Below are 17378 nucleotides of genomic sequence, written 5' to 3' on the forward strand. Positions count from 1 at the left end.
TCCTCCACCGCTACAACTACCATCGCTGTCACACCGCACTCGGAGGCCAAACCCCCATCAGCCGAGTCAACAACGCTGCGGATCAATACAGCTAGGGCCTTCCTGCTCCTCGATGCCGTCGCCGGACCGGAAGCGTCAGGCCAGCGCCCGCGCGAGGTCGTCGCAGAGGTCCTCGGTGTCCTCCAGGCCGACCGAGAGGCGCAGCAGCGACGGGTGCGGGCGCGCCTCCGGGGCGACCGGGCGGTGGGTGAGCGAGGCCGGGTGCTGGATCAGCGAGTCGACGCCGCCGAGTGAGACCGCGTGGGTGACCAGCTCGCAGCGCTCGGCCGCCGAGGCCGCCGCCGCATAACCGCCGCGCAACGAGAACGCCAGCACCGAGCCCGGCGCGGACATCTGGGTACCGACCAGCCCGTGCGGGTCGCACTCCGGCAGGCCCGGGTAGAAGACGCGCTCGACGGCGGGCTGTTCGGCGAGCCAGAGGGCGAGCTTGCCCGCGCTGTCGCTCTGGTGGCGGACGCGCAGCGGCAGCGTCTGCAGGCCGCGGTGGAGCAGGTAGGAGGCGAGCGGGTGCAGGATGCCGCCGGTCACCGCGCGGACCGGGCGGATCTTCTGCGCCCACTCCGCCGAGGTCGCCACCACGCCGGCCAGCACGTCGCCGTGGCCGCCGAGGTACTTGGTCGCACTGTGGACGACGAGGGTCGCGCCGTGCCGGAGCGGCTGCTGCAGCACCGGGGTGGCGAAGGTGTTGTCGACCATCAGCGGCACGGAGCCGCAGCGGGCCGCGAGCGCGGCCAGGTCGATGAGTTCGAGGGTCGGGTTGGCGGGCGTCTCGACGACGACCAGGCCGGTGTCGGGGCGGATCGCGCCGTCGACCTCGTCGGCGCCGGCGTAGGTGACCTCCGTGCCGAGCAGGCCCGTGGCGAGCAGGTGGTCCGTGCCGCCGTAGAGGGGACGGACGGCGACGACGTGCCCGCGGCCCTCGGCGCGCGCGGCCAGCAGGCAGGCGGTGATCGCGGCCATGCCGGAGCTGAACGCGACCGCCTGCTCGGCGCCCTCCAGCTCGGCCAGCGCCTCCTCGAACCGACCCGTGGTCGGGTTCCACAGCCGCTGGTAGACGGCGCTGCCGCCCTCCGGCATCAGTCCGCCGGTGGCCAGCGCCTCATAGCTGTCGCCACCGAGTTCGACACCGGGCAGCGGGTTGGTGGAGGAGAGGTCGATCGGCGGGACGTGGACGCCGAGGGCGCGCAGGTCGTGGCGTCCGGCGTGCACGGCGCGGGTGTCGGGGCGAGCGGCAGTGTGGGCAGCGGGGTGGGGGGTGACGTCGGCGGGGGGCATGGGTGGGACCTCTCCGTCCTGTGCTGTGGGGTGGCCCCTAGGGTGAAGATCTGCCAAGGCAATGGCCACTGTTCCGAAGGAAATTCGGATCTGGCCGAACTGGGCATGTACTTCTTCAACCGACAGGGGGCAGCATGGGCCTCGTGCCGAAGAATCCGCAGCCCGAACTCCTCCCCGTCGACCGCGCCATCCTGCGGCTGCTGGCCGAGAACGCGCGGATGCCCAACAACGCGATCGCCGAGCAGGTCGGCATCGCCCCCTCGACCTGCCTGGCCCGGATCCGGGCGCTGCGCGAGCGCGGAGTGATCCGCGGCTACCACGCGGACGTGGACCCGGCCACGCTCGGGCTCGGGATCCAGGCGATGATCGCGGTCCGTCTGCACGCCCACACCAAGGAGCGGATCTCCAGCTTCACCGCGCAGATCCCGCTGCTGCCCGGTGTCCTCGCCGCGTACCACCTGGCCGGGGCGGACGACTACCTGCTGCATGTGGCTGTCCCGGACACCGACGCGCTGCGGGACTTCGTACTGGAGCATCTGACGGCTCATCCGGCGGTCGCCCACACCGAGACCAGCCTGATCTTCGGCCACATGCGCGGCCAGGTGACCACGTAGGCGCTGAAGCAAAAGCCGCCGAGTCCTAACCGCCGAGCAGTATCGACGTTTGGATCCGTGCGGATCCAAAGTGCTCCGTGCGAGACTGGCACGAGCCCGGAGCGCCGTCAATGGCGCCCACGGAACCGAAGACACCACGACCCGAGGAGCCGGGGAGGCCCTAGCAGTGGGGACGGACAGGCCGGCCGACGTGCCGGACGCAGCCGAGGATCTCGGCCCCGCGGAGCAGCGCGCTCCCTCGCACGCCGTCGTCGCCGACGCGCTGCGGACGCGTATCACCCTCGGCGGGTTCGCGCCCGGCGCCCGGCTGCCCACTGAGCGGGACCTGGCCGCCGCGCTCGGCGTCGGCCGGAACACCGTCCGCCAGGCGCTGCGCCAACTGGCCGACGAGGGTCTGGTGGTGACCACTCCGGGACGCGCGGGCGGGACCCGGGTCCGCGCGGCGGACGACGCCACGGCGGCTCCGTCCGTCCAGGCCGAGGCCCTCGCGGAGCTGCGTGCCTCGCTGCGCGACTACATGGAGTACCGGGCCGCGATCGAGCCGCTGGCGGCCCGGCTCGCTGCCGAGCGCGGCCCGACCGCCGCCCGGCGTGCGCTGGTACGGATGCTCGACGAGGAGGTCACCGACCTCACCAGCTACCACCGAATGGACTCGCGGTTCCATCTGGCCGTCGCTGCGGCAGCCGGGAACGAGGTGCTGCGCGAGGCCGTCTCCCGGGCCCGGACGGAGATGTTCGTCGGCGGCAACTCCCTCTGGCTGCAGACCGACTGGGGCGTGGTCTACCCCGAGGGCCGTGATCTGGCGCAGGTCTTCCGCGAGGAGCATCTGGCCACCGCGCTGGCTGTGCTGGCCGGGGACGGAGCCGCCGCGGAGGCCTCGATGCGGCGCCATCTGGAGGAGGCCGCAACCCAGTTCACGGCCCTGCTGGACCGCCTCACCCCGGGACGCGGTTCCGACGCCGCGCAGGCGGGCACGGAAGCACCCGGTCTCGACGCGAGGGATTGACCTCGCCGGCATGCCCCCCTAACCTCCCGGCATTGGGTCTGAAGCAGATCCAAAAGCGCAACCGGCACCGAGCGGCTTCCCCCTGCCCTGCTCCGGCCGCCGGTAGTTCCACCGGGAGGACCGCCCCTTGCACGCCTTCGACACCAAACTCACCGACACGATCGTCCGGCATCTGGTCGACCGTCTGAGCCTGGATCCGGCCCCACTCGGGCGGATCGGCGCGGCGGCCGAGCTGGAGGTCCAGCTCAAGGGCGCGATCGGCGCCCAGGGCGCGGACCCGGCCGATGTCCTGCGCCGCTACACCGAGGCTGTGGAGCCGACCGTCGTCTCCTGCGACAGCCCGCGCTTCCTTGCCTTCATACCCGGCGCGCCGACCAAGGCCGCGGCACTCTTCGACATGGTGGTCTCCGCCGCCTCCCTGCACGGCGTCTCCTGGCTGGAGGCGTCCGGGGCGATCGCCGCCGAGAACCAGGTGCTGCGACTCCTCGCCGACCTGGCCGGACTGCCCGCGGAGGCAGGCGGCTGCTTCGTCAGCGGCGGTTCCGCAGGCAACCTCTCCGCGCTGGTCGTCGCCCGCGACACCGCGCGCCGTCGGCTCGGCCTGGACCGCCGCGCGCCGCTGCGGATCGCGGTCAGCGACCAGACCCACTCCTCGGTCGCCAACACGCTCTCGATCATCGGCGTCGACACACTCGTGGTGCCGACCGAGGACCACCGACTCACCGGCCGGGCCCTGGCGGCAGCGCTCGCCGAGGCCGAGCGCACCGCCGCGGAGGACGGTCCGGTGATCGGCGTGGTCGCCACCGCCGGCACCACCAACGCGGGCATCATCGACGACCTGGCCGGGATCGCGGACCAGGCCGCCGCGCACGGGCTCTGGCTCCACGTCGACGCCGCCTACGGCGGTGCCGGGCTGTTCACGCCGGAGATCCGCGCGGCCATGAGCGGCATCGAGCGCGCCGACTCCGTCGTCATCGACCCGCACAAGTGGCTCTTCGCGCCCTTCGACTGCGGCGCACTGCTCTACCGCGACCCGCGCCTCGCCCGCGCCGTGCACACCCAGGACGCGTCCTACCTGGACGCGATCCACGGCGACGGCGGCGAGGGCCACGACGAGTGGAACCCCAGCGACTACGCCTACCACCTCACCCGGCGCCCGCGCGGCCTGCCGCTCTGGTTCTCGCTCGCGGTCCACGGCACCGACGCCTACCGTGCGGCGGTGGAGCAGGGGCTGCGGATCGCGCGCTTCACGGCCGAGCTGGTGCGGCGCACCGACGGGTTGGAGCTGGTACGCGAGCCGGAGCTGTCGGTCGTGGTGCTGCGCCGCGTCGGCTGGAGCGGCGCCGACTACCGGTTCTGGTGCGACTACCTGATGCAGCGTCAGATCGCCTTTGTGGCACCGACCGTGTGGGAGGGCGAGACCGTCGCCCGGCTCGCCTACGTCCACCCCGACATCACCGAGCAGATGGTCGAGGAGATCGTCGCCACCCTGGTCGCACCCGCCGCCTCCGCTGAAGGTCGTGCCTAGCAAGAGAGGAGCACCACCATGAGCAGAACCTCCGCACCGTCCACGGGCTCAACCGGCTCCACCGGCGGAGCCAGCTCAACCGGCTCCACCAACGACGGGAATGGGAGCGGCAGCGCCGATCCCGACGGCAGAGGCCGCACACTGCGGCGCGAGGTCGGCCTGATCGGCCTGCTGTGGGCGTCGGTCGGCTCGATCATCGGCTCGGGCTGGCTGTTCAGCGCGAAGAACGCGGTCACCGCCGCCGGACCGGCGGCGCTGGTCGCCTGGGGCATCGGCGCGGTCGCGATGATCATCCTGGCCCTGGTCCACGCCGAACTCGGCGGCATGTTCCCGATATCCGGCGGCACCGCCCGCTACCCCCACCTGGCCTTCGGCGGCGCGGCCGGTGCGTCGTTCGGCTGGTTCTCCTGGCTCTCCGTGGCGACCACCGCGCCGATCGAGGTCATGGCGATGATCGGCTACGCGGACCACTACAGCTGGGCCAGGGGCTTCGAGAACGGCCAGGGCCTGCTGACCGGTTCGGGCCTGGTGATCGCGGTGCTGCTGATGGCGGTCTTCTGCGGCATCAACCTGATGGGCATCAAAACCCTCGCCCGTGCCAACAACGCCGCGACCTGGTGGAAGATCGGCGTGCCGATGCTGGTCGTGCTGCTGCTGGCGATCGCCGGCTTCCACCCCGCCAACTTCACGGCGGGCGGCGGGTTCGCGCCCTTCGGCGCCAAGGGCGTGCTGCTGGCCGTGCCCGGAAGCGGGATCATCTTCGCGCTGATGGGCTTCGAGCAGGCGATCCAGATCGGCGGGGAGAGCAAGCAGCCCGGACGGGACATCCCGCGCGCCGTGGTCGGCTCGATGGTGCTGGGCGTGCTGCTCTACATCCTGCTGCAGATCGTCTACATCGGCGCGCTGCCCAGCGGCGCCATCCACCACTGGGCGGACCTGGCGTACGCGGGGATCTCCGGGCCCTTCGCCGGTCTGGTCTCGGTGGTGGGCATGGGCTGGCTGGCGGCCGTGCTCTACCTGGACGCCGTCATCTCCCCCGCCGGAACGGGTCTGATCTACACCACCGCCGCCTCCCGGATCTCCTACGGGCTCAGCCGCAACGGCTACGTGCCGTCCGCCTTCGAGAAGTTGGACCGACGCGGGGTTCCGTGGGTCGGCATCGTGGCGGCGTTCGTGGTCGGCTGCGTGGCCTTCCTGCCCTTCCCGAGCTGGAACTCGCTGGTCAACCTGGTGACGTCGGCGAGTGTGCTGATGTACGCGGGCGCGCCGCTGGCGTTCGGCGTGTTCCGGTCCCGACTGCCGGACGTGGCACGGCCGTTCAGGCTGAAGGCGGGCGGGGTGCTGGCTCCCGCGGCCTTCGTGGTGGCCAATCTGATCATCTTCTGGAGCGGCTGGGACACCGTCTGGAAGCTGGGAGTGGCCGTCGGCATCGGCTATCTGCTGCTCGCGATCGCCCGCGTACTGCACACCAATCCGGTCGAGGTACGACTGGACTTCCGCGCCGCGCAGTGGCTGCCGGCCTACCTGGTCGGCATGGGCCTGATCACCTGGGTCAGCGACTTCGGGCCCTGGGCCCACCCGTGGCTGCCGTTCGGCTGGGACATGGCGGTGGTCGCCGTGTTCAGCATCGCCATCTACGCCTGGGCCGTGGCGGTGGCCCTGCCGACCGATCGTATCGAGGAACTCACCCGCGAGACGCAGGACTTGGCGGACACGCCGGTGGCGGACCCGCAGGCAACGCCCTGAGTTCGAGTGCCTCTGGTGCCATGGTGCGAGCCGGGGCACCATGGCTGCGTGACGTCAACTCACGCTCCTGCCAACGGAATCCATGCGCCGTCCGCCACGGGACCGCGCGGTCTGCCGCTGCTCGGCAACCTGCCCGCGTTCGCGCGCGATCCGCTCGCCTTCTTCTGCCACCTCCGCGACAGCTACGGCGACTGGGCGCCGTGGTCGCTGGGCCCGAAGCGCAGTCTGCTGGTCTCCCGGCCCGAGGACGTCGGCGAGTTGCTGGCCGGGGTCGAGGTCACCTTCAGCCCCGTCGACCTGGGCTGGGCGATGCACCAGGTGCTCGGTGAGGGCGTGGTGACCAGCACCGGGGCGGACTGGCGGCGCAAGCGGGCCCTGGTCCAGCCCTCCGTCCGGCCCCGCCAGGTGCGCAGCTACGCGGCGACCATGGTCGAGTGCGCGGACGCGACGGCGTCGGCCTGGACGGACGGTCAGGCCGTGGACGTGCAGCAGGAGATGACCCGGCTGACGCAGCGGATCGCGGTGCGGACGTTGTTCGGCGTGGAGACCGCCGGACGCGAGGAGGTCGTCGCCGGTGCGATGGCGGTGGCCCAGCAGGCGATCGGTGCGGAGTTGCGCGGCGTCACCGTCTTCCTGCCGTCGTGGATCCCGACCCCGGGCCGGCGGCGCCTGCGCGCGGCAGTGGGCCGGCTCGACGAGGAGATCCACCGCATCATCGCCGAGCACCAGGCCGCCTCTGCGGCGGGCCAGGAACGCGACGACCTGCTCAGCCGTCTGCTCACCGCCCGGGACGAGCACGGCGCGCCGCTGTCGCAGCAGGAGCTGCGGGACGAGGCCGTCACCCTCTACATCGGCGGCCACGAGACCACGTCGACCACCCTGACCTGGGCCTGGCATCTGCTCTCCGGCTCCCCGGAGGCCAGGGAACGCCTGGACGCGGAGCTGGCCGAGGTGCTGGACGGGCGGCTGCCGGACTTCGACGACTACGCCCGGTTGCCGTTCACCCAGGCGATCGTCAAGGAGTCGCTGCGCCTCTACCCGCCGATCTGGCTGATCACTGCGGTGTCACGCGCCGGAGCGACGCTGGGCGGCCGTCCCGTCCCGGAGGGGACGACGGTCTGGGCGAGCCAGTGGTCGGTCCACCGCGACCGTCGGTACTTCCCGCAGCCGGACGCGTTCCGGCCCGAACGCTGGGACCCCGACGCCGCCGACGTCATCCCCGACCACGCCTGGTTCCCCTTCGGCGGCGGCCAACGCACCTGCCTCGGCGCGCGGTTCGCGCTGGTGGAGGCGGTTCTCGTGCTGGCGGTGCTGGCGCAGCGGTTCCGCGTCGAGACCGAGCCGGGCGAGGTGAAGCCGCACACGGGCCTGACCCTCCAGCCGTCCCGCCCGATTCCGGCGGTGCTGCGGTCGGCCGCGCGCTGACCGACGCGTCAGGACTGGGCGAGGCGCAGCAGGTACTCGGCCAGGTCCGCGCCGCCCTGCGGGTCGCGGCTGATGACCAGGACGGTGTCGTCCCCCGCGATGGTGCCGATGATCTCCTCGACGCCGGACTGGTCGATCGAGGAGGCGAAGAACTGCGCCGCCCCCGGCGGCGTCCGCAGCACCACGAGGTTGCCCGAGGACGTCGCCGAGACGAGCAGCTCCGCGGCCAGCCGTGCCATCCGGCTCTCCGACGCGGACTCGCCCATCGGGGCGAGCGGGGTGCGGTCGCCGCCCTCCGCCGGGACGGCGTAGATCAGCGCGCCGTCCGAGCTACGGATCTTGACCGCACCCAGTTCGTCCAGATCGCGCGAGAGCGTCGCCTGAGTGACCATCAGCCCGTCGTCGGCGAGCAGCTTGGCCAGCTGGCTCTGCGAGCGGACGGGCTGACGGGTCAGCAGCTCCACGATCCGTCGGTGCCGCGCCGTGCGCGTCTGCGGTAGGTGCACCGCAGGGGCGTCGCGATGGGGTTCGGTCATGGAGCAATTGTTCCTTACTTGACGGAGCGGAGCACACCCGGAAGCACGGCCAGGAACGCGTCGACGTCACGCTCGGTGAGAATCAGCGGCGGCGCGAGCCGGATCGTGTCCGTTGTGGCGGCGTTGACCAGGAAGCCCGCCCGCTGCAGCGCCGCCTGCACCTCACCCGCCACCGGACGGGTCAGCACCACGCCGAGCAGCAGTCCCGCGCCACGGACGTGGTCGACCATCGGGTCGCCCAGCGCCTCGACGCCGGAGCGGAGCCGGTCCCCCACCTTGGCGACCTGGTCGAGCAGACCGTCGTACTCGATGGTGTCCAGCACCGCGTTGGCCGCCGCGCAGACGACCGGGTTGCCGGAGAAGGTGCTGCCGTGGTGGCCCGGCTGGAAGAGCTGCGCCGCCTCGCCGAAGGCCAGGGTCGCACCGATCGGCAGCCCGCCGCCGAGGCCCTTGGCGAGGGTGACCACGTCGGGGTCGACGCCCTCGAAGGCCTGGTAGGCGAACCAGTGGCCGCAGCGGCCGATGCCGGTCTGGATCTCGTCCAGGATCAGCAGCGTGCCGGTGGCCCGGGTGATCTCGCGGGCGGCGAGCAGGTAGTCGGCGGGCGGGACGACCACGCCGTTCTCGCCCTGGATCGGCTCCAGGAACACCGCCGCGGTCTCCTCCGTCACCGCCGCCCGCAGCGCGTCCACGTCCCCGAAGGGGACGTTGGTGACGTCCCCCGGCAGCGGGTGGAAGCCGTCCTGCTTCTTCGGCTGCGCGGTCAGCGAGAGCGCGCCCATGGTCCGGCCGTGGAAGGCGCCGGTCGCGGAGACCAGGTGGGTCCGGCCGGTGAGCCGGCTCAGCTTGAACGCGGCCTCGTTGGCCTCGGCGCCGGAGTTGGAGAAGTAGACCCGGGCGTCCTCGCGGCCGCTGAAGGCGACCAGCCGCTCGGCCAGCCGGACCGGCGGCTCGGCGACGAAGAGGTTCGAGACATGGCCCAGCGTGCCGATCTGCTGGGTGACCGCCGCGACGATCGCCGGATGCGCGTGGCCCAGGGAGTTGACCGCGATACCGCCGAGGAAGTCGGTGTAGCGCTTGCCGTCGGCATCCCAGACGTGCACGCCCTCACCGCGGACCAGCGGGACCCGCGGGGTGCCGAAGTTGTCCATCAGCGCGTGCTGCCAACGGGCGGTCAGTTCCTCGTTGCCCGTGCCGGTCATGCCAGTCCCCCATTGATGACGGTCTCGTCGGTGTCGATGGCATCCGGCGTGTCCGGAACGACCATGGTGCCGATGCCCTCGTCGGTGAAGATCTCCAGCAACAGGCTGTGCTGGACCCGGCCGTCCAGCACGCGCGCGGTGCCGACGCCCTCGCGGACGGCGCGCAGGCAGCCCTCCATCTTCGGCAGCATGCCGCTGGCCAGCGTCGGCAGCAGCTTCTCCAGCTCGCTCGCGCCGAGCAGGCTGATCACGTCGTCGGAGGCGGGCCAGTCGGCGTAGAGGCCTTCGACGTCGGTCAGCACGACCAGCATCTCCGCCTTGAGCGCGACCGCCATGGCGCTGGCGGCGGTGTCCGCGTTGACGTTGTAGACGTGGCCGTCCGCGCCGCGCGCCACCGAGGAGATGACCGGGATCCGGCCGTCGTCCAGCAGCGCCCTGACCGCGCCGATCTCGACATGGGCGATGTCGCCGACCAGGCCGATGTCGACCTGCTCGCCGTCCACGTCGGCGAAGCGCTTGACCGCGGTCATGGTGTGGGCGTCTTCGCCGGTCATGCCGACGGCGAAGGGGCCGTGCGTGTTGAGCAGCCCGACCAGCTCGCGCTGGACCTGTCCGGCCAGGACCATCCGGACCACGTCCATGGTCTCCGGCGTGGTCACCCGCAGCCCGGCGGTAAAGGTGGACTCCAGCCCCAGCTTGGCGAGTTGGGCGCTGATCTGCGGTCCGCCGCCGTGCACGACGACCGGGCGCAGCCCGGCGTAGCGGAGGAAGACGACGTCCTGGGCGAAGGCCGCCTTGAGCGAGTCGTCGACCATGGCGTTGCCGCCGAACTTGATCACGACGGTCTTGCCGTGGAAGCGCTCCAACCACGGCAACGCTTCCACGAGCGTCATCGCCTTGGGCAGCGCGGTGTTGTTGCGGGCCTGTTCGCCCTTGGGTGCGATCTGCACGACGGGTCCCGGTCCTCCGGTAGGCAGGGTCAGCTGGGGTCAGGGTCAGCTGGAGTAGGCACTGTTCTCGTGGACGTACTCGGCGGTCAGGTCGTTGGTCCAGACGGTCGCGGCCTGGTCCCCGGCCTTGAGGTCGGCGGTGATGACCACCTCGCGGTCCTTCATGCTCACCAGCTCGCGGTCCTCGCCCACGCCGCCGTCGCGGCAGACCCAGACGCCGTTGATGGCGACGTCCAGCTGGTCCGGCTCGAAGGCGGCCGAGGTGGTGCCGATCGCGGAGAGCACCCGGCCCCAGTTCGGGTCCTCACCGTGGATCGCGCACTTGAGCAGGTTGTTGCGGGCGATGGAGCGTGCCACCTCGACGGCGTCGGCCTCGGTGGCGGCGTTCACGATGTCGATCCGGATGTCCTTGCTGGCGCCCTCGGCGTCGCCGATCAGCTGGCGGGCCAGGTCGGCGCTGACCTCGCGGACGGCGGCGGCGAACTCGTCGGCGTCGGGGACGATGCCGCTGGCGCCGGAGGCGAGCAGCAGCACGGTGTCGTTGGTGGACATGCAGCCGTCGGAGTCGACCCGGTCGAAGGTCTTCGCCGTCGCGCCGCGCAGCACCGCGTCCAGCTCCGGGGCCTCGACCAGCGCGTCGGTGGTGATCACGACGAGCATGGTGGCCAGGCCCGGGGCGAGCATGCCCGCGCCCTTGGCCATGCCGCCGACGGTCCAGCCGGTGCCGTGGGCGACGGCGGTCTTGTGGACGGTGTCGGTGGTCTTGATCGCGATCGCGGCCTGCTCGCCGCCGCCGTCGCTGAGCGCGGCAGCGGCCGTCTCCACGCCCGGAAGCAGCTTGTCCATCGGCAGCCGGACGCCGATCAGACCGGTCGACGCGACGGCGACCTCACCCGCGTTCAGGCCCAGCACCTCGGCGACCTTCTCGGCGGTGGCGTGGGTGTCCTGGAACCCCAGCGGGCCGGTACAGGCGTTGGCGCCACCGGAGTTGAGGATGACGGCGCTGATCGCGCCGCCCTTGACGACCTGCTCCGACCAGTACACCGGAGCGGCCTTGACCCGGTTGGAGGTGAAGACGCCTGCGGCGGCGAGCGACGGGCCGTCGTTGACGACGAGCGCGAGGTCCGGCGTTCCGGAGGCCTTGATCCCGGCGGTGACGCCCGCCGCGCGGAAACCGCGGGCCGCCGTGACGCCGATGCCTTCGTGGGTCACGGGGTTCTGGCTCACGGTGCGACTCCTGTCTGCGGAAGGCCGAGCTCCTCGGGCAGGCCGAGGGCGAGGTTCATGCTCTGGACGGCGCCGCCAGCGGTGCCCTTGACCAGGTTGTCGATGGCGGCGATCGCGATGATCCGGCCGACGCTCTCGTCGAGCGCGACCTGGACCAGCGCGTTGTTGGACCCGTGGACGGAGGCGGTGGCGGGCCACTGCCCCTCCGGGAGCAGGTGGACGAAGGGCTCCCCGTCGAACGCCTCGGCATAGGCGGCGCGGACCTGCGCGGCGGTGACACCGGGCTTGGCCTTGGCGCTGCAGGTGGCGAGGATGCCACGGGACATCGGCGCGAGGGTCGGGGTGAAGGAGACCGCGATGCGCTCTCCCGCGACGGCGGAGAGGTTCTGCGTCATCTCCGGCGTGTGCCGGTGGACGCCGCCGACGCCGTAGGGGCTCATCGACCCCATCACCTCGCTGCCGAGCAGGTGCGGCTTGGGCGCCTTGCCCGCGCCGGACGTGCCGGACGCGGCGACGACCACGGCCTCGGGCTCGGCGATCCCGGCGGCGTAGGCAGGGAAGAGCGCGAGCGAGACGGAGGTGGGGTAGCAGCCGGGGACGGCGATCCGCTTGGTGCCCTCCAGCGCCTTGCGCCCGCCGGGCAGCTCCGGCAGGCCGTAGGGCCAGGTGCCGGCGTGCGGGGAACCGTAGAAGTTCTCCCAGTCCTCGGCGCTGTGCAGGCGGAAGTCCGCGCCGCAGTCGACGACCAGCACGTCGGGACCGAGCTGCTCGGCCACGGCGGCGGACTGGCCGTGCGGCAGCCCGAGGAAGACGACGTCGTGCCCGGCGAGCGTCTCCGGCGTGGTCGGCTCCAGCACCCGGTCGGCCAACGGCCACAGGTGCGGCTGCAGTTCGCCCAGCGTCGCCCCGGCGTTGGACCCGCCGGTCAGCGCGCCGATCTCGATCGCGGGGTGAGCGAGCAACAGCCGCAGCACCTCACCCCCGGCGTACCCGCTCGCGCCGGCGACTGCCGCGCGGAATCTCGCCTGGGATGCCATCTGCGTGCCTCCTCGAACCCGAACAGCTTCCGTCGGGATAACTATACGGAGGATGGCACATTCATGCAATGAAGGGCATGGATATACATCGAGGCGGCCAAGTGCCGCCCGAAGGGCAGGCCCTACTGCTCGTCGTCCGGGGAGTAGCGGCGCAGCTTGCCGGTGTCGATCGTCCACTCCTCGACGGTGATGACGTCGCCGAACACATAGGGGACGTGGGCGTCGTAGACGGCCCGCCCGTTCTTGACCACCGGCTTCCAGTAATGATGTGCCGTGCCGTCACGCGGGTCGATGATCACGTAATGCGGGATGCCCATCGCGGGGTAGTCACGCAACTTGCCCTTGTAGTCGTTGTCCGGGTTGTTCGGGGACACGATCTCGACCGCGAGCAGTATCTCCGCCGGGTCGAGAGCAGAGTCGGAGGTGTCGAAGGCAGCCTCTGGGACCACGATGACGTCCGGCCGGCGCAGCACACCCAGGTTCTCGTCCTCGATGTCGCCGAGTGTTGCCGCAACCAGCCCATCGCCCAACTGCCTCATGAGCTGTTGCTGGATACGGAGAGCATTCAGGTCATGACGCGGCGACGGGCTCATCATCATGAGGATCTGGCCGCGGCTGATCTCGGGCCAGGAAAAATGGGGGCCCGGCGTCAGGGCATCCCGGTGCTCGCGAAGGTGCCGGTAGATCTCGGCCTGCGTCTCCATGCTCCCAAGTCTATCGATGGTCACCGACAGTGCTCAGGCGTAAGCGGACAGCGGGTCCCCGTCGCCGTAGGTGCGCAGGCGCAGGGTGCGGGCGTCGTGGTCGCGGATGGTCGCCGCGTCGCGGAGGAGGGCCTCCAGGTTGTCCTGGCCGAGGTGGAGGAAGCGTCCGTGGAGCGGGTCGAAGCGGCCGCGGGCGGCGTCGACGACCGTGCTGACCAGGTACGGGATGCTGCCCCAGTGCACCATGCCGTCGAACATCGGCATGCTCGCCGTCATCTCGGTGGCCACCGCGCCGGGCGAGATGTCCAGCACCGTCACGCCGTGCGGGCGCAGCGACTCCGCGATGTTGTCGCTGAGCCGCAGCAGGGCCGCCTTGGAGGTGGCGTACGCCGTGTAACGGCCGTCCGGGCGCAGCGCGAAACCGGAGTTGAGGTTGACCACCCGGCCCGCGCCGCGTGCGACCATCCCCGGCAGGACCGAGCGGAGCAGGTTGAACGGTCCGCGCAGGTTGGTCTCCATCACCTGCCACCACTGGGTCTGGTCCGCCTCCCAGAGCGGCACCTCGGCGCGGTCGACCTGGCCCGCGTTGTTGACCAGCAGGTCGATCCGGCCCAGGTCGCGCTGCATGCTGGTGATCGCGGACTTGACCTGCCCGGGGTGGGAGACGTCGGCGGCGAGTGCGATGCATTTCACGCCGTGGCGTGCGCAGAGCCGCAGCGTCTGGGTCAGGGTGTCCCGATGGCGTCCGAGCAGGCCGAGGTTCATGCCCTCCTCGGCGAGCCCGATCGCGATCTCCCGTCCGATGCCGCGTCCCGCACCGGTCACCAGCGCCGACTGGCCCTGAAGGCTGCGGAGCCCCATGGCGACTCCCTCCCGTCCATCCTGAAATCGGCTTGTTCGATCAGCCCATCCTGAGGCGGTCCCGGCGATACCGGCGGCGGACACGCGGAGGGGACAGGAGGTAACGTCGGGCCGTTGCGTGGATTGCACCGACGAACCGACTAACTGAGGAAGCCACGAGTGAGCGACATCGCGCGTGTAGGAGTGGTGGGCTGCGGCCTGATGGGGTCCGGGATCGCGGAGGTGTTCGCCCGCTCCGGCCTGGACGTCAAGGTCTCCGAGGCCAACGGTGAGGCGCTGGAGCTGGGCCGCACCCGGATCACCACCTCCTTCGACACCGCCGTCAAGCGCGGCAAGCTCACGCAGGAGGACCGCGACACCGCGCTGGCGCGGATCTCCTTCACCACCGACCTCGCCGAGTTCGCCGACCGCGACCTCACGATCGAGGCCGTCGCGGAGCGCGAGGACATCAAGATCGCCATCTTCGAGACCCTGGACCGGGTCGTCGAGCGCCGCGATGCGATCCTCGCCTCGAACACCTCGTCGATCCCGATCGTCAAGCTGGCCGCCTCGACCAGCCGCCCCGAGCAGGTCCTGGGCGTGCACTTCTTCAACCCCGCGCCGGTGCAGAAGCTGGTCGAGATCATCCCGACGCTGACCACCTCGGCCGAGACCGTGGCCCGCGCCGAGGCCTTCACCCGCGACATCCTCACCAAGGACCCGATCCGCGCCCGCGACCGCGCGGGCTTCGTGGTCAACGCGCTGCTGGTGCCCTACCTGCTGTCCGCCGTCCGCATGTTCGAGTCCGGCATCGCCACCGCCGAGGACATCGACAAGGGCATGGAGGCCGGCTGCGCCCACCCGATGGGCCCGCTCCGCCTGTGCGACCTGATCGGCCTGGACACCATCGTCTCCATCGCCGAGTCGATGTACGACGAATTCAAGGAGCCCCTGTACGCGGCCCCGCCGCTGCTCCAGCGCATGGTCGACGCGGGCCTGCTGGGCCGCAAGTCCGGCCGCGGCTTCTACCAGTACTGAGCGTGTACTCAGCTGCCCTCCCCGCCTCCTCGGCCTCGGCCGGCCGGGGAGGGCGTGCGGACGACGGAAACTGACGGAGTATCGTCGCTGCCATGGCTTCGACGATCCGGATCGTGACCCGCTCCTCCCCCATGGCCCTCGCCCAGGTCGAGCGGGTCCGCGCGCTGCTCCACCGGCAGCATCCGGGCCTGGAGACGCAGGTCGTTCCCGTCACCACCAGCGGCGACCGCTGGCAGGGCGCGCTGTCCCAGCTCGGCGGCAAGGGCGCGTTCACCAAGGAGGTCGACGCAGCACTGCTCTCCGGCGAGGCGGACCTGGCCGTCCACTGCCTCAAGGACATGCCCGGCGACCGGCCGCTGCCCGAGGGCACCACCGTGGCCGCCTACCTGGAACGCGACGACATCCGCGACGCCGTCGTCCACCCCCGGGGCCTCACCCTCGACGAACTGCCGCACGGCGCCAGGGTCGGCACCAGCTCGGTCCGCCGGATCGCCCAACTCGCCGACTCCCACCCGTGGCTGGACTGCGTGCCGATCCGCGGCAACGCCAACTCCCGTCTGGCCAAGCTGGACGCGGGCGAGTTCGACGCGCTGATCCTCGCCGTCTCCGGTCTGCACCGGATCGGCCTGGAGGAGCGCATCAGCCACATCCTCGACGTGGACGCCATGTGCCCGCCGATCGGCGCGGGCATCCTCGCCCTGCAGTGCCGCGACGACGACACCGACACCATCGACGCCATCGCGCCGCTGAACCACGTCCCGACCTGGCGCGAGGCCCACGCGGAGCGGATGATGCTGCACGCCCTCCAGGGCCACTGCAACTCCCCCATCGCGGGCTACGCCGCCTGCGCCGCCGACGGCAGCCTCTCGCTGCGCGCCAAGGTCTTCACCCCGGACGGCAAGAAGGTCGTCAACGCCCACGAGTGGGCGGGCGCGCTCACCCCGGACGAGCTGGGCATGGCCACCGCCCTCGCCCTGCTCCGCCAGGGCGCACGCGAGCTGATCGACCAGATCCCGCACTGAGCACTGAGCGCCGCTGCGCGGCCTCAGTCCCGCCAGGCGTAGCGCCGGCACGCACGACCGGCCGCCGGAAAACCGTTCGCTGAGCCAATCCCCCGTCCGTAGAGTCGATCTCGGCACCGCAGCAGCAGCCCGACACCGGGCGGCGCTTGCGGATGTCATGGCGTCGTACCCCAACGGCAGAGGGATCCGGTTCAGGACCGGAACAGTGTGCGTTCGAATCGCACCGACGCTACGCAAGGCGCTGTGGCCCAACGGTAGAGGCAGCGGTCTGAGGGACCGCACGGTGCAGGTTCGAATCCTGTCGGCGTCACGTTTCACGCGGCCGTCGAAGGGGCCCGGGAGCCGGACGCGCTCCCGGGCCCCAGGGCATCAGCCGCCGACACGGGCCCAGCACTGGACCATGGTGAACGACATGCCCCAACGCCCCGGATCGCCCAGCTCCTCGGTCGCGGCGGCGACGAGCGCGTCGAGCGTCCCCTCGTCGACCGAGGCGAGCAGCCCGGGCCGCAGCGACTCCGCGAGGTGGAGCGGTGACCGCAGGTACGGATGGCCCGGTTCGAGCGCCAGGACCTCGGTGCGTATCCGCGGGGTGAGGCCCTGCGCCCGGAACAGGGCCGGGAGTCGACGCCCCGCGTCCATGTCGCCGCCCGCTGCGGCGACGGCCTCGGTGATCAGGCCGACCAGCCGCTCCGCCGCCGGGGCCGGGGCGTTGAACCGCCAGGAGCAGGTGTCGGGCTCCTCCAGGACCAGCGCACCGCCCGGCGCCACCAGCGCCAGATGGCTGCGGAGTTGCTCCTCGGCGCGGCCGAGGGAGGCGAGCGTCAGCCGCGCGTGGACGAGGTCGAAGCCGTGCTGCTCCAGCTCCGAGGCGAACGGGTCGTCCACGATCAGGCGGACGTTGACCAGGCTCTCCTCCTCGACCAGGCCCGCCGCGTGCTCCAGCTTCCTCCGGTCGGCGTCGGCCCCGAGCACCGCGCCGGACTCGCCGGTCCAGTCGCTGAGCAGCCGTAGCCAGCCGAGGCTGCCGCAGCCCACGTCGAGGGCGCGCGTGCCGCGCCCGTCCCCCGCCAGCTCCAGCAGACGTCGTCCGGCGGGCTCCCACACGGTCGACTCCAGCCGGAGCCGCTCCAGCTCGGCGACTTCCTGACCTGTCATCAGACGGCTGTTC

The 17378-nt window shown here is 71.6% G+C and carries 16 protein-coding genes and 2 tRNA genes; 9 read left to right on the forward strand and 9 right to left on the reverse strand.

The features are described 5' to 3' along the window. Positions 1–135: 135 nt before the first annotated feature. Positions 136–1335, reverse strand: a complete 1200-nt coding sequence (locus tag ABH928_RS34960; protein ID WP_370072762.1) for a PLP-dependent aspartate aminotransferase family protein — start codon at positions 1333–1335, stop codon at positions 136–138. Positions 1336–1469: 134 nt separating this feature from the next. Here ABH928_RS34960 and ABH928_RS34965 point away from each other — a divergent pair, with 134 nt between their 5' ends. The 5 genes from ABH928_RS34965 (at position 1470) to ABH928_RS34985 (ending at position 7654) form a co-directional block, all read left to right on the forward strand. Next, positions 1470–1949 carry an Lrp/AsnC family transcriptional regulator gene (locus ABH928_RS34965; RefSeq protein ID WP_370072763.1) on the forward strand — a complete coding sequence of 160 codons (480 nt, stop codon included), beginning with the start codon at positions 1470–1472 and terminating at the stop codon, positions 1947–1949. A gap of 166 nt (positions 1950–2115) precedes the next feature. After that, positions 2116–2955: a FadR/GntR family transcriptional regulator gene (locus tag ABH928_RS34970; RefSeq protein WP_370072764.1), complete on the forward strand. Its 840-nt coding sequence runs from the start codon at positions 2116–2118 to the stop codon at positions 2953–2955. A gap of 127 nt (positions 2956–3082) precedes the next feature. After that, positions 3083–4483, forward strand: coding sequence for an aspartate aminotransferase family protein (locus ABH928_RS34975; protein WP_370072765.1), 1401 nt, complete (start codon positions 3083–3085; stop codon positions 4481–4483). An 18-nt stretch (positions 4484–4501) separates the two neighbouring features. Then, positions 4502–6229 carry an APC family permease gene (locus ABH928_RS34980; RefSeq protein ID WP_370072767.1) on the forward strand — a complete coding sequence of 576 codons (1728 nt, stop codon included), beginning with the start codon at positions 4502–4504 and terminating at the stop codon, positions 6227–6229. Between the two features lie 48 nt (positions 6230–6277). Further along, positions 6278–7654, forward strand: coding sequence for a cytochrome P450 (locus ABH928_RS34985; RefSeq protein WP_370072768.1), 1377 nt, complete (start codon positions 6278–6280; stop codon positions 7652–7654). Positions 7655–7662: 8 nt separating this feature from the next. Here ABH928_RS34985 and ABH928_RS34990 read toward each other — a convergent pair whose 3' ends face one another. The 7 genes from ABH928_RS34990 to ABH928_RS35020 all read right to left on the reverse strand — a co-directional run bounded on the left by ABH928_RS34990 (position 7663) and on the right by ABH928_RS35020 (position 14171). Beyond that, complete coding sequence (locus ABH928_RS34990; protein ID WP_370072769.1) at positions 7663–8190, reverse strand: arginine repressor; 528 nt, start codon at positions 8188–8190, stop codon at positions 7663–7665. A gap of 14 nt (positions 8191–8204) precedes the next feature. Then, on the reverse strand, positions 8205–9392 hold the full coding sequence (locus tag ABH928_RS34995; RefSeq protein ID WP_370072770.1) for an acetylornithine transaminase: 1188 nt from the start codon (positions 9390–9392) through the stop codon (positions 8205–8207). Continuing rightward, complete coding sequence (argB, locus tag ABH928_RS35000; protein ID WP_370072791.1) at positions 9389–10285, reverse strand: acetylglutamate kinase; 897 nt, start codon at positions 10283–10285, stop codon at positions 9389–9391. The genes ABH928_RS34995 and argB overlap by 4 nt, the downstream gene beginning before the upstream one ends. Before the next feature lie 102 nt (positions 10286–10387). Then, complete coding sequence (argJ, locus tag ABH928_RS35005; RefSeq protein WP_370072792.1) at positions 10388–11539, reverse strand: bifunctional glutamate N-acetyltransferase/amino-acid acetyltransferase ArgJ; 1152 nt, start codon at positions 11537–11539, stop codon at positions 10388–10390. Between the two features lie 26 nt (positions 11540–11565). Then, a complete protein-coding gene (argC, locus tag ABH928_RS35010) occupies positions 11566–12606 on the reverse strand; it encodes an N-acetyl-gamma-glutamyl-phosphate reductase (protein ID WP_370072771.1) in 1041 nt (346 codons plus the stop codon). A gap of 122 nt (positions 12607–12728) precedes the next feature. Beyond that, positions 12729–13310, reverse strand: coding sequence for a Uma2 family endonuclease (locus ABH928_RS35015; protein ID WP_370072772.1), 582 nt, complete (start codon positions 13308–13310; stop codon positions 12729–12731). A 33-nt stretch (positions 13311–13343) separates the two neighbouring features. Further along, complete coding sequence (locus ABH928_RS35020; protein ID WP_370072773.1) at positions 13344–14171, reverse strand: SDR family NAD(P)-dependent oxidoreductase; 828 nt, start codon at positions 14169–14171, stop codon at positions 13344–13346. 159 nt (positions 14172–14330) lie between these two features. On the opposite strand from ABH928_RS35020, the gene ABH928_RS35025 reads away from it, so the two are divergent. The 4 genes from ABH928_RS35025 to ABH928_RS35040 all read left to right on the forward strand — a co-directional run bounded on the left by ABH928_RS35025 (position 14331) and on the right by ABH928_RS35040 (position 16520). Continuing rightward, a complete protein-coding gene (locus ABH928_RS35025) occupies positions 14331–15188 on the forward strand; it encodes a 3-hydroxybutyryl-CoA dehydrogenase (protein WP_370072774.1) in 858 nt (285 codons plus the stop codon). Between the two features lie 92 nt (positions 15189–15280). Next, positions 15281–16210, forward strand: coding sequence for a hydroxymethylbilane synthase (gene hemC, locus ABH928_RS35030; protein WP_370072775.1), 930 nt, complete (start codon positions 15281–15283; stop codon positions 16208–16210). 159 nt (positions 16211–16369) lie between these two features. After that, positions 16370–16442, forward strand: a tRNA-Leu gene (locus tag ABH928_RS35035). Between the two features lie 5 nt (positions 16443–16447). Continuing rightward, positions 16448–16520, forward strand: a tRNA-Leu gene (locus ABH928_RS35040). A gap of 59 nt (positions 16521–16579) precedes the next feature. Here the strand turns inward: ABH928_RS35040 and ABH928_RS35045 are convergent. Further along, positions 16580–17365, reverse strand: a complete 786-nt coding sequence (locus ABH928_RS35045) for a class I SAM-dependent methyltransferase (RefSeq protein ID WP_370072776.1) — start codon at positions 17363–17365, stop codon at positions 16580–16582. Between the last annotated feature and the right edge of the window lie 13 nt (positions 17366–17378).

Origin of the sequence: Streptacidiphilus sp. MAP5-3, assembly GCF_041262505.1 — a bacterium.
In the GTDB taxonomy this organism is placed as follows: Bacteria; Actinomycetota; Actinomycetes; order Streptomycetales; family Streptomycetaceae; genus Streptacidiphilus.

Bases quoted from the DNA above. Each gene is read 5' to 3' on its own strand.
- ABH928_RS34990 (WP_370072769.1), bottom strand. From the start codon at position 8,190: ATGACCGAACCCCATCGCGACGCCCCTGCGGTGCACCTACCGCAGACG.
- ABH928_RS34960 (WP_370072762.1), bottom strand. From the start codon at position 1,335: ATGCCCCCCGCCGACGTCACCCCCCACCCCGCTGCCCACACTGCCGCT.
- ABH928_RS35015 (WP_370072772.1), bottom strand. From the start codon at position 13,310: ATGGAGACGCAGGCCGAGATCTACCGGCACCTTCGCGAGCACCGGGAT.
- hemC (WP_370072775.1), top strand. From the start codon at position 15,281: ATGGCTTCGACGATCCGGATCGTGACCCGCTCCTCCCCCATGGCCCTC.
- argC (WP_370072771.1), bottom strand. From the start codon at position 12,606: ATGGCATCCCAGGCGAGATTCCGCGCGGCAGTCGCCGGCGCGAGCGGG.
- argB (WP_370072791.1), bottom strand. From the start codon at position 10,285: ATGACGCTCGTGGAAGCGTTGCCGTGGTTGGAGCGCTTCCACGGCAAG.
- ABH928_RS34980 (WP_370072767.1), top strand. From the start codon at position 4,502: ATGAGCAGAACCTCCGCACCGTCCACGGGCTCAACCGGCTCCACCGGC.
- ABH928_RS35020 (WP_370072773.1), bottom strand. From the start codon at position 14,171: ATGGGGCTCCGCAGCCTTCAGGGCCAGTCGGCGCTGGTGACCGGTGCG.
- ABH928_RS34995 (WP_370072770.1), bottom strand. From the start codon at position 9,392: ATGACCGGCACGGGCAACGAGGAACTGACCGCCCGTTGGCAGCACGCG.
- ABH928_RS35045 (WP_370072776.1), bottom strand. From the start codon at position 17,365: ATGACAGGTCAGGAAGTCGCCGAGCTGGAGCGGCTCCGGCTGGAGTCG.
- ABH928_RS34965 (WP_370072763.1), top strand. From the start codon at position 1,470: ATGGGCCTCGTGCCGAAGAATCCGCAGCCCGAACTCCTCCCCGTCGAC.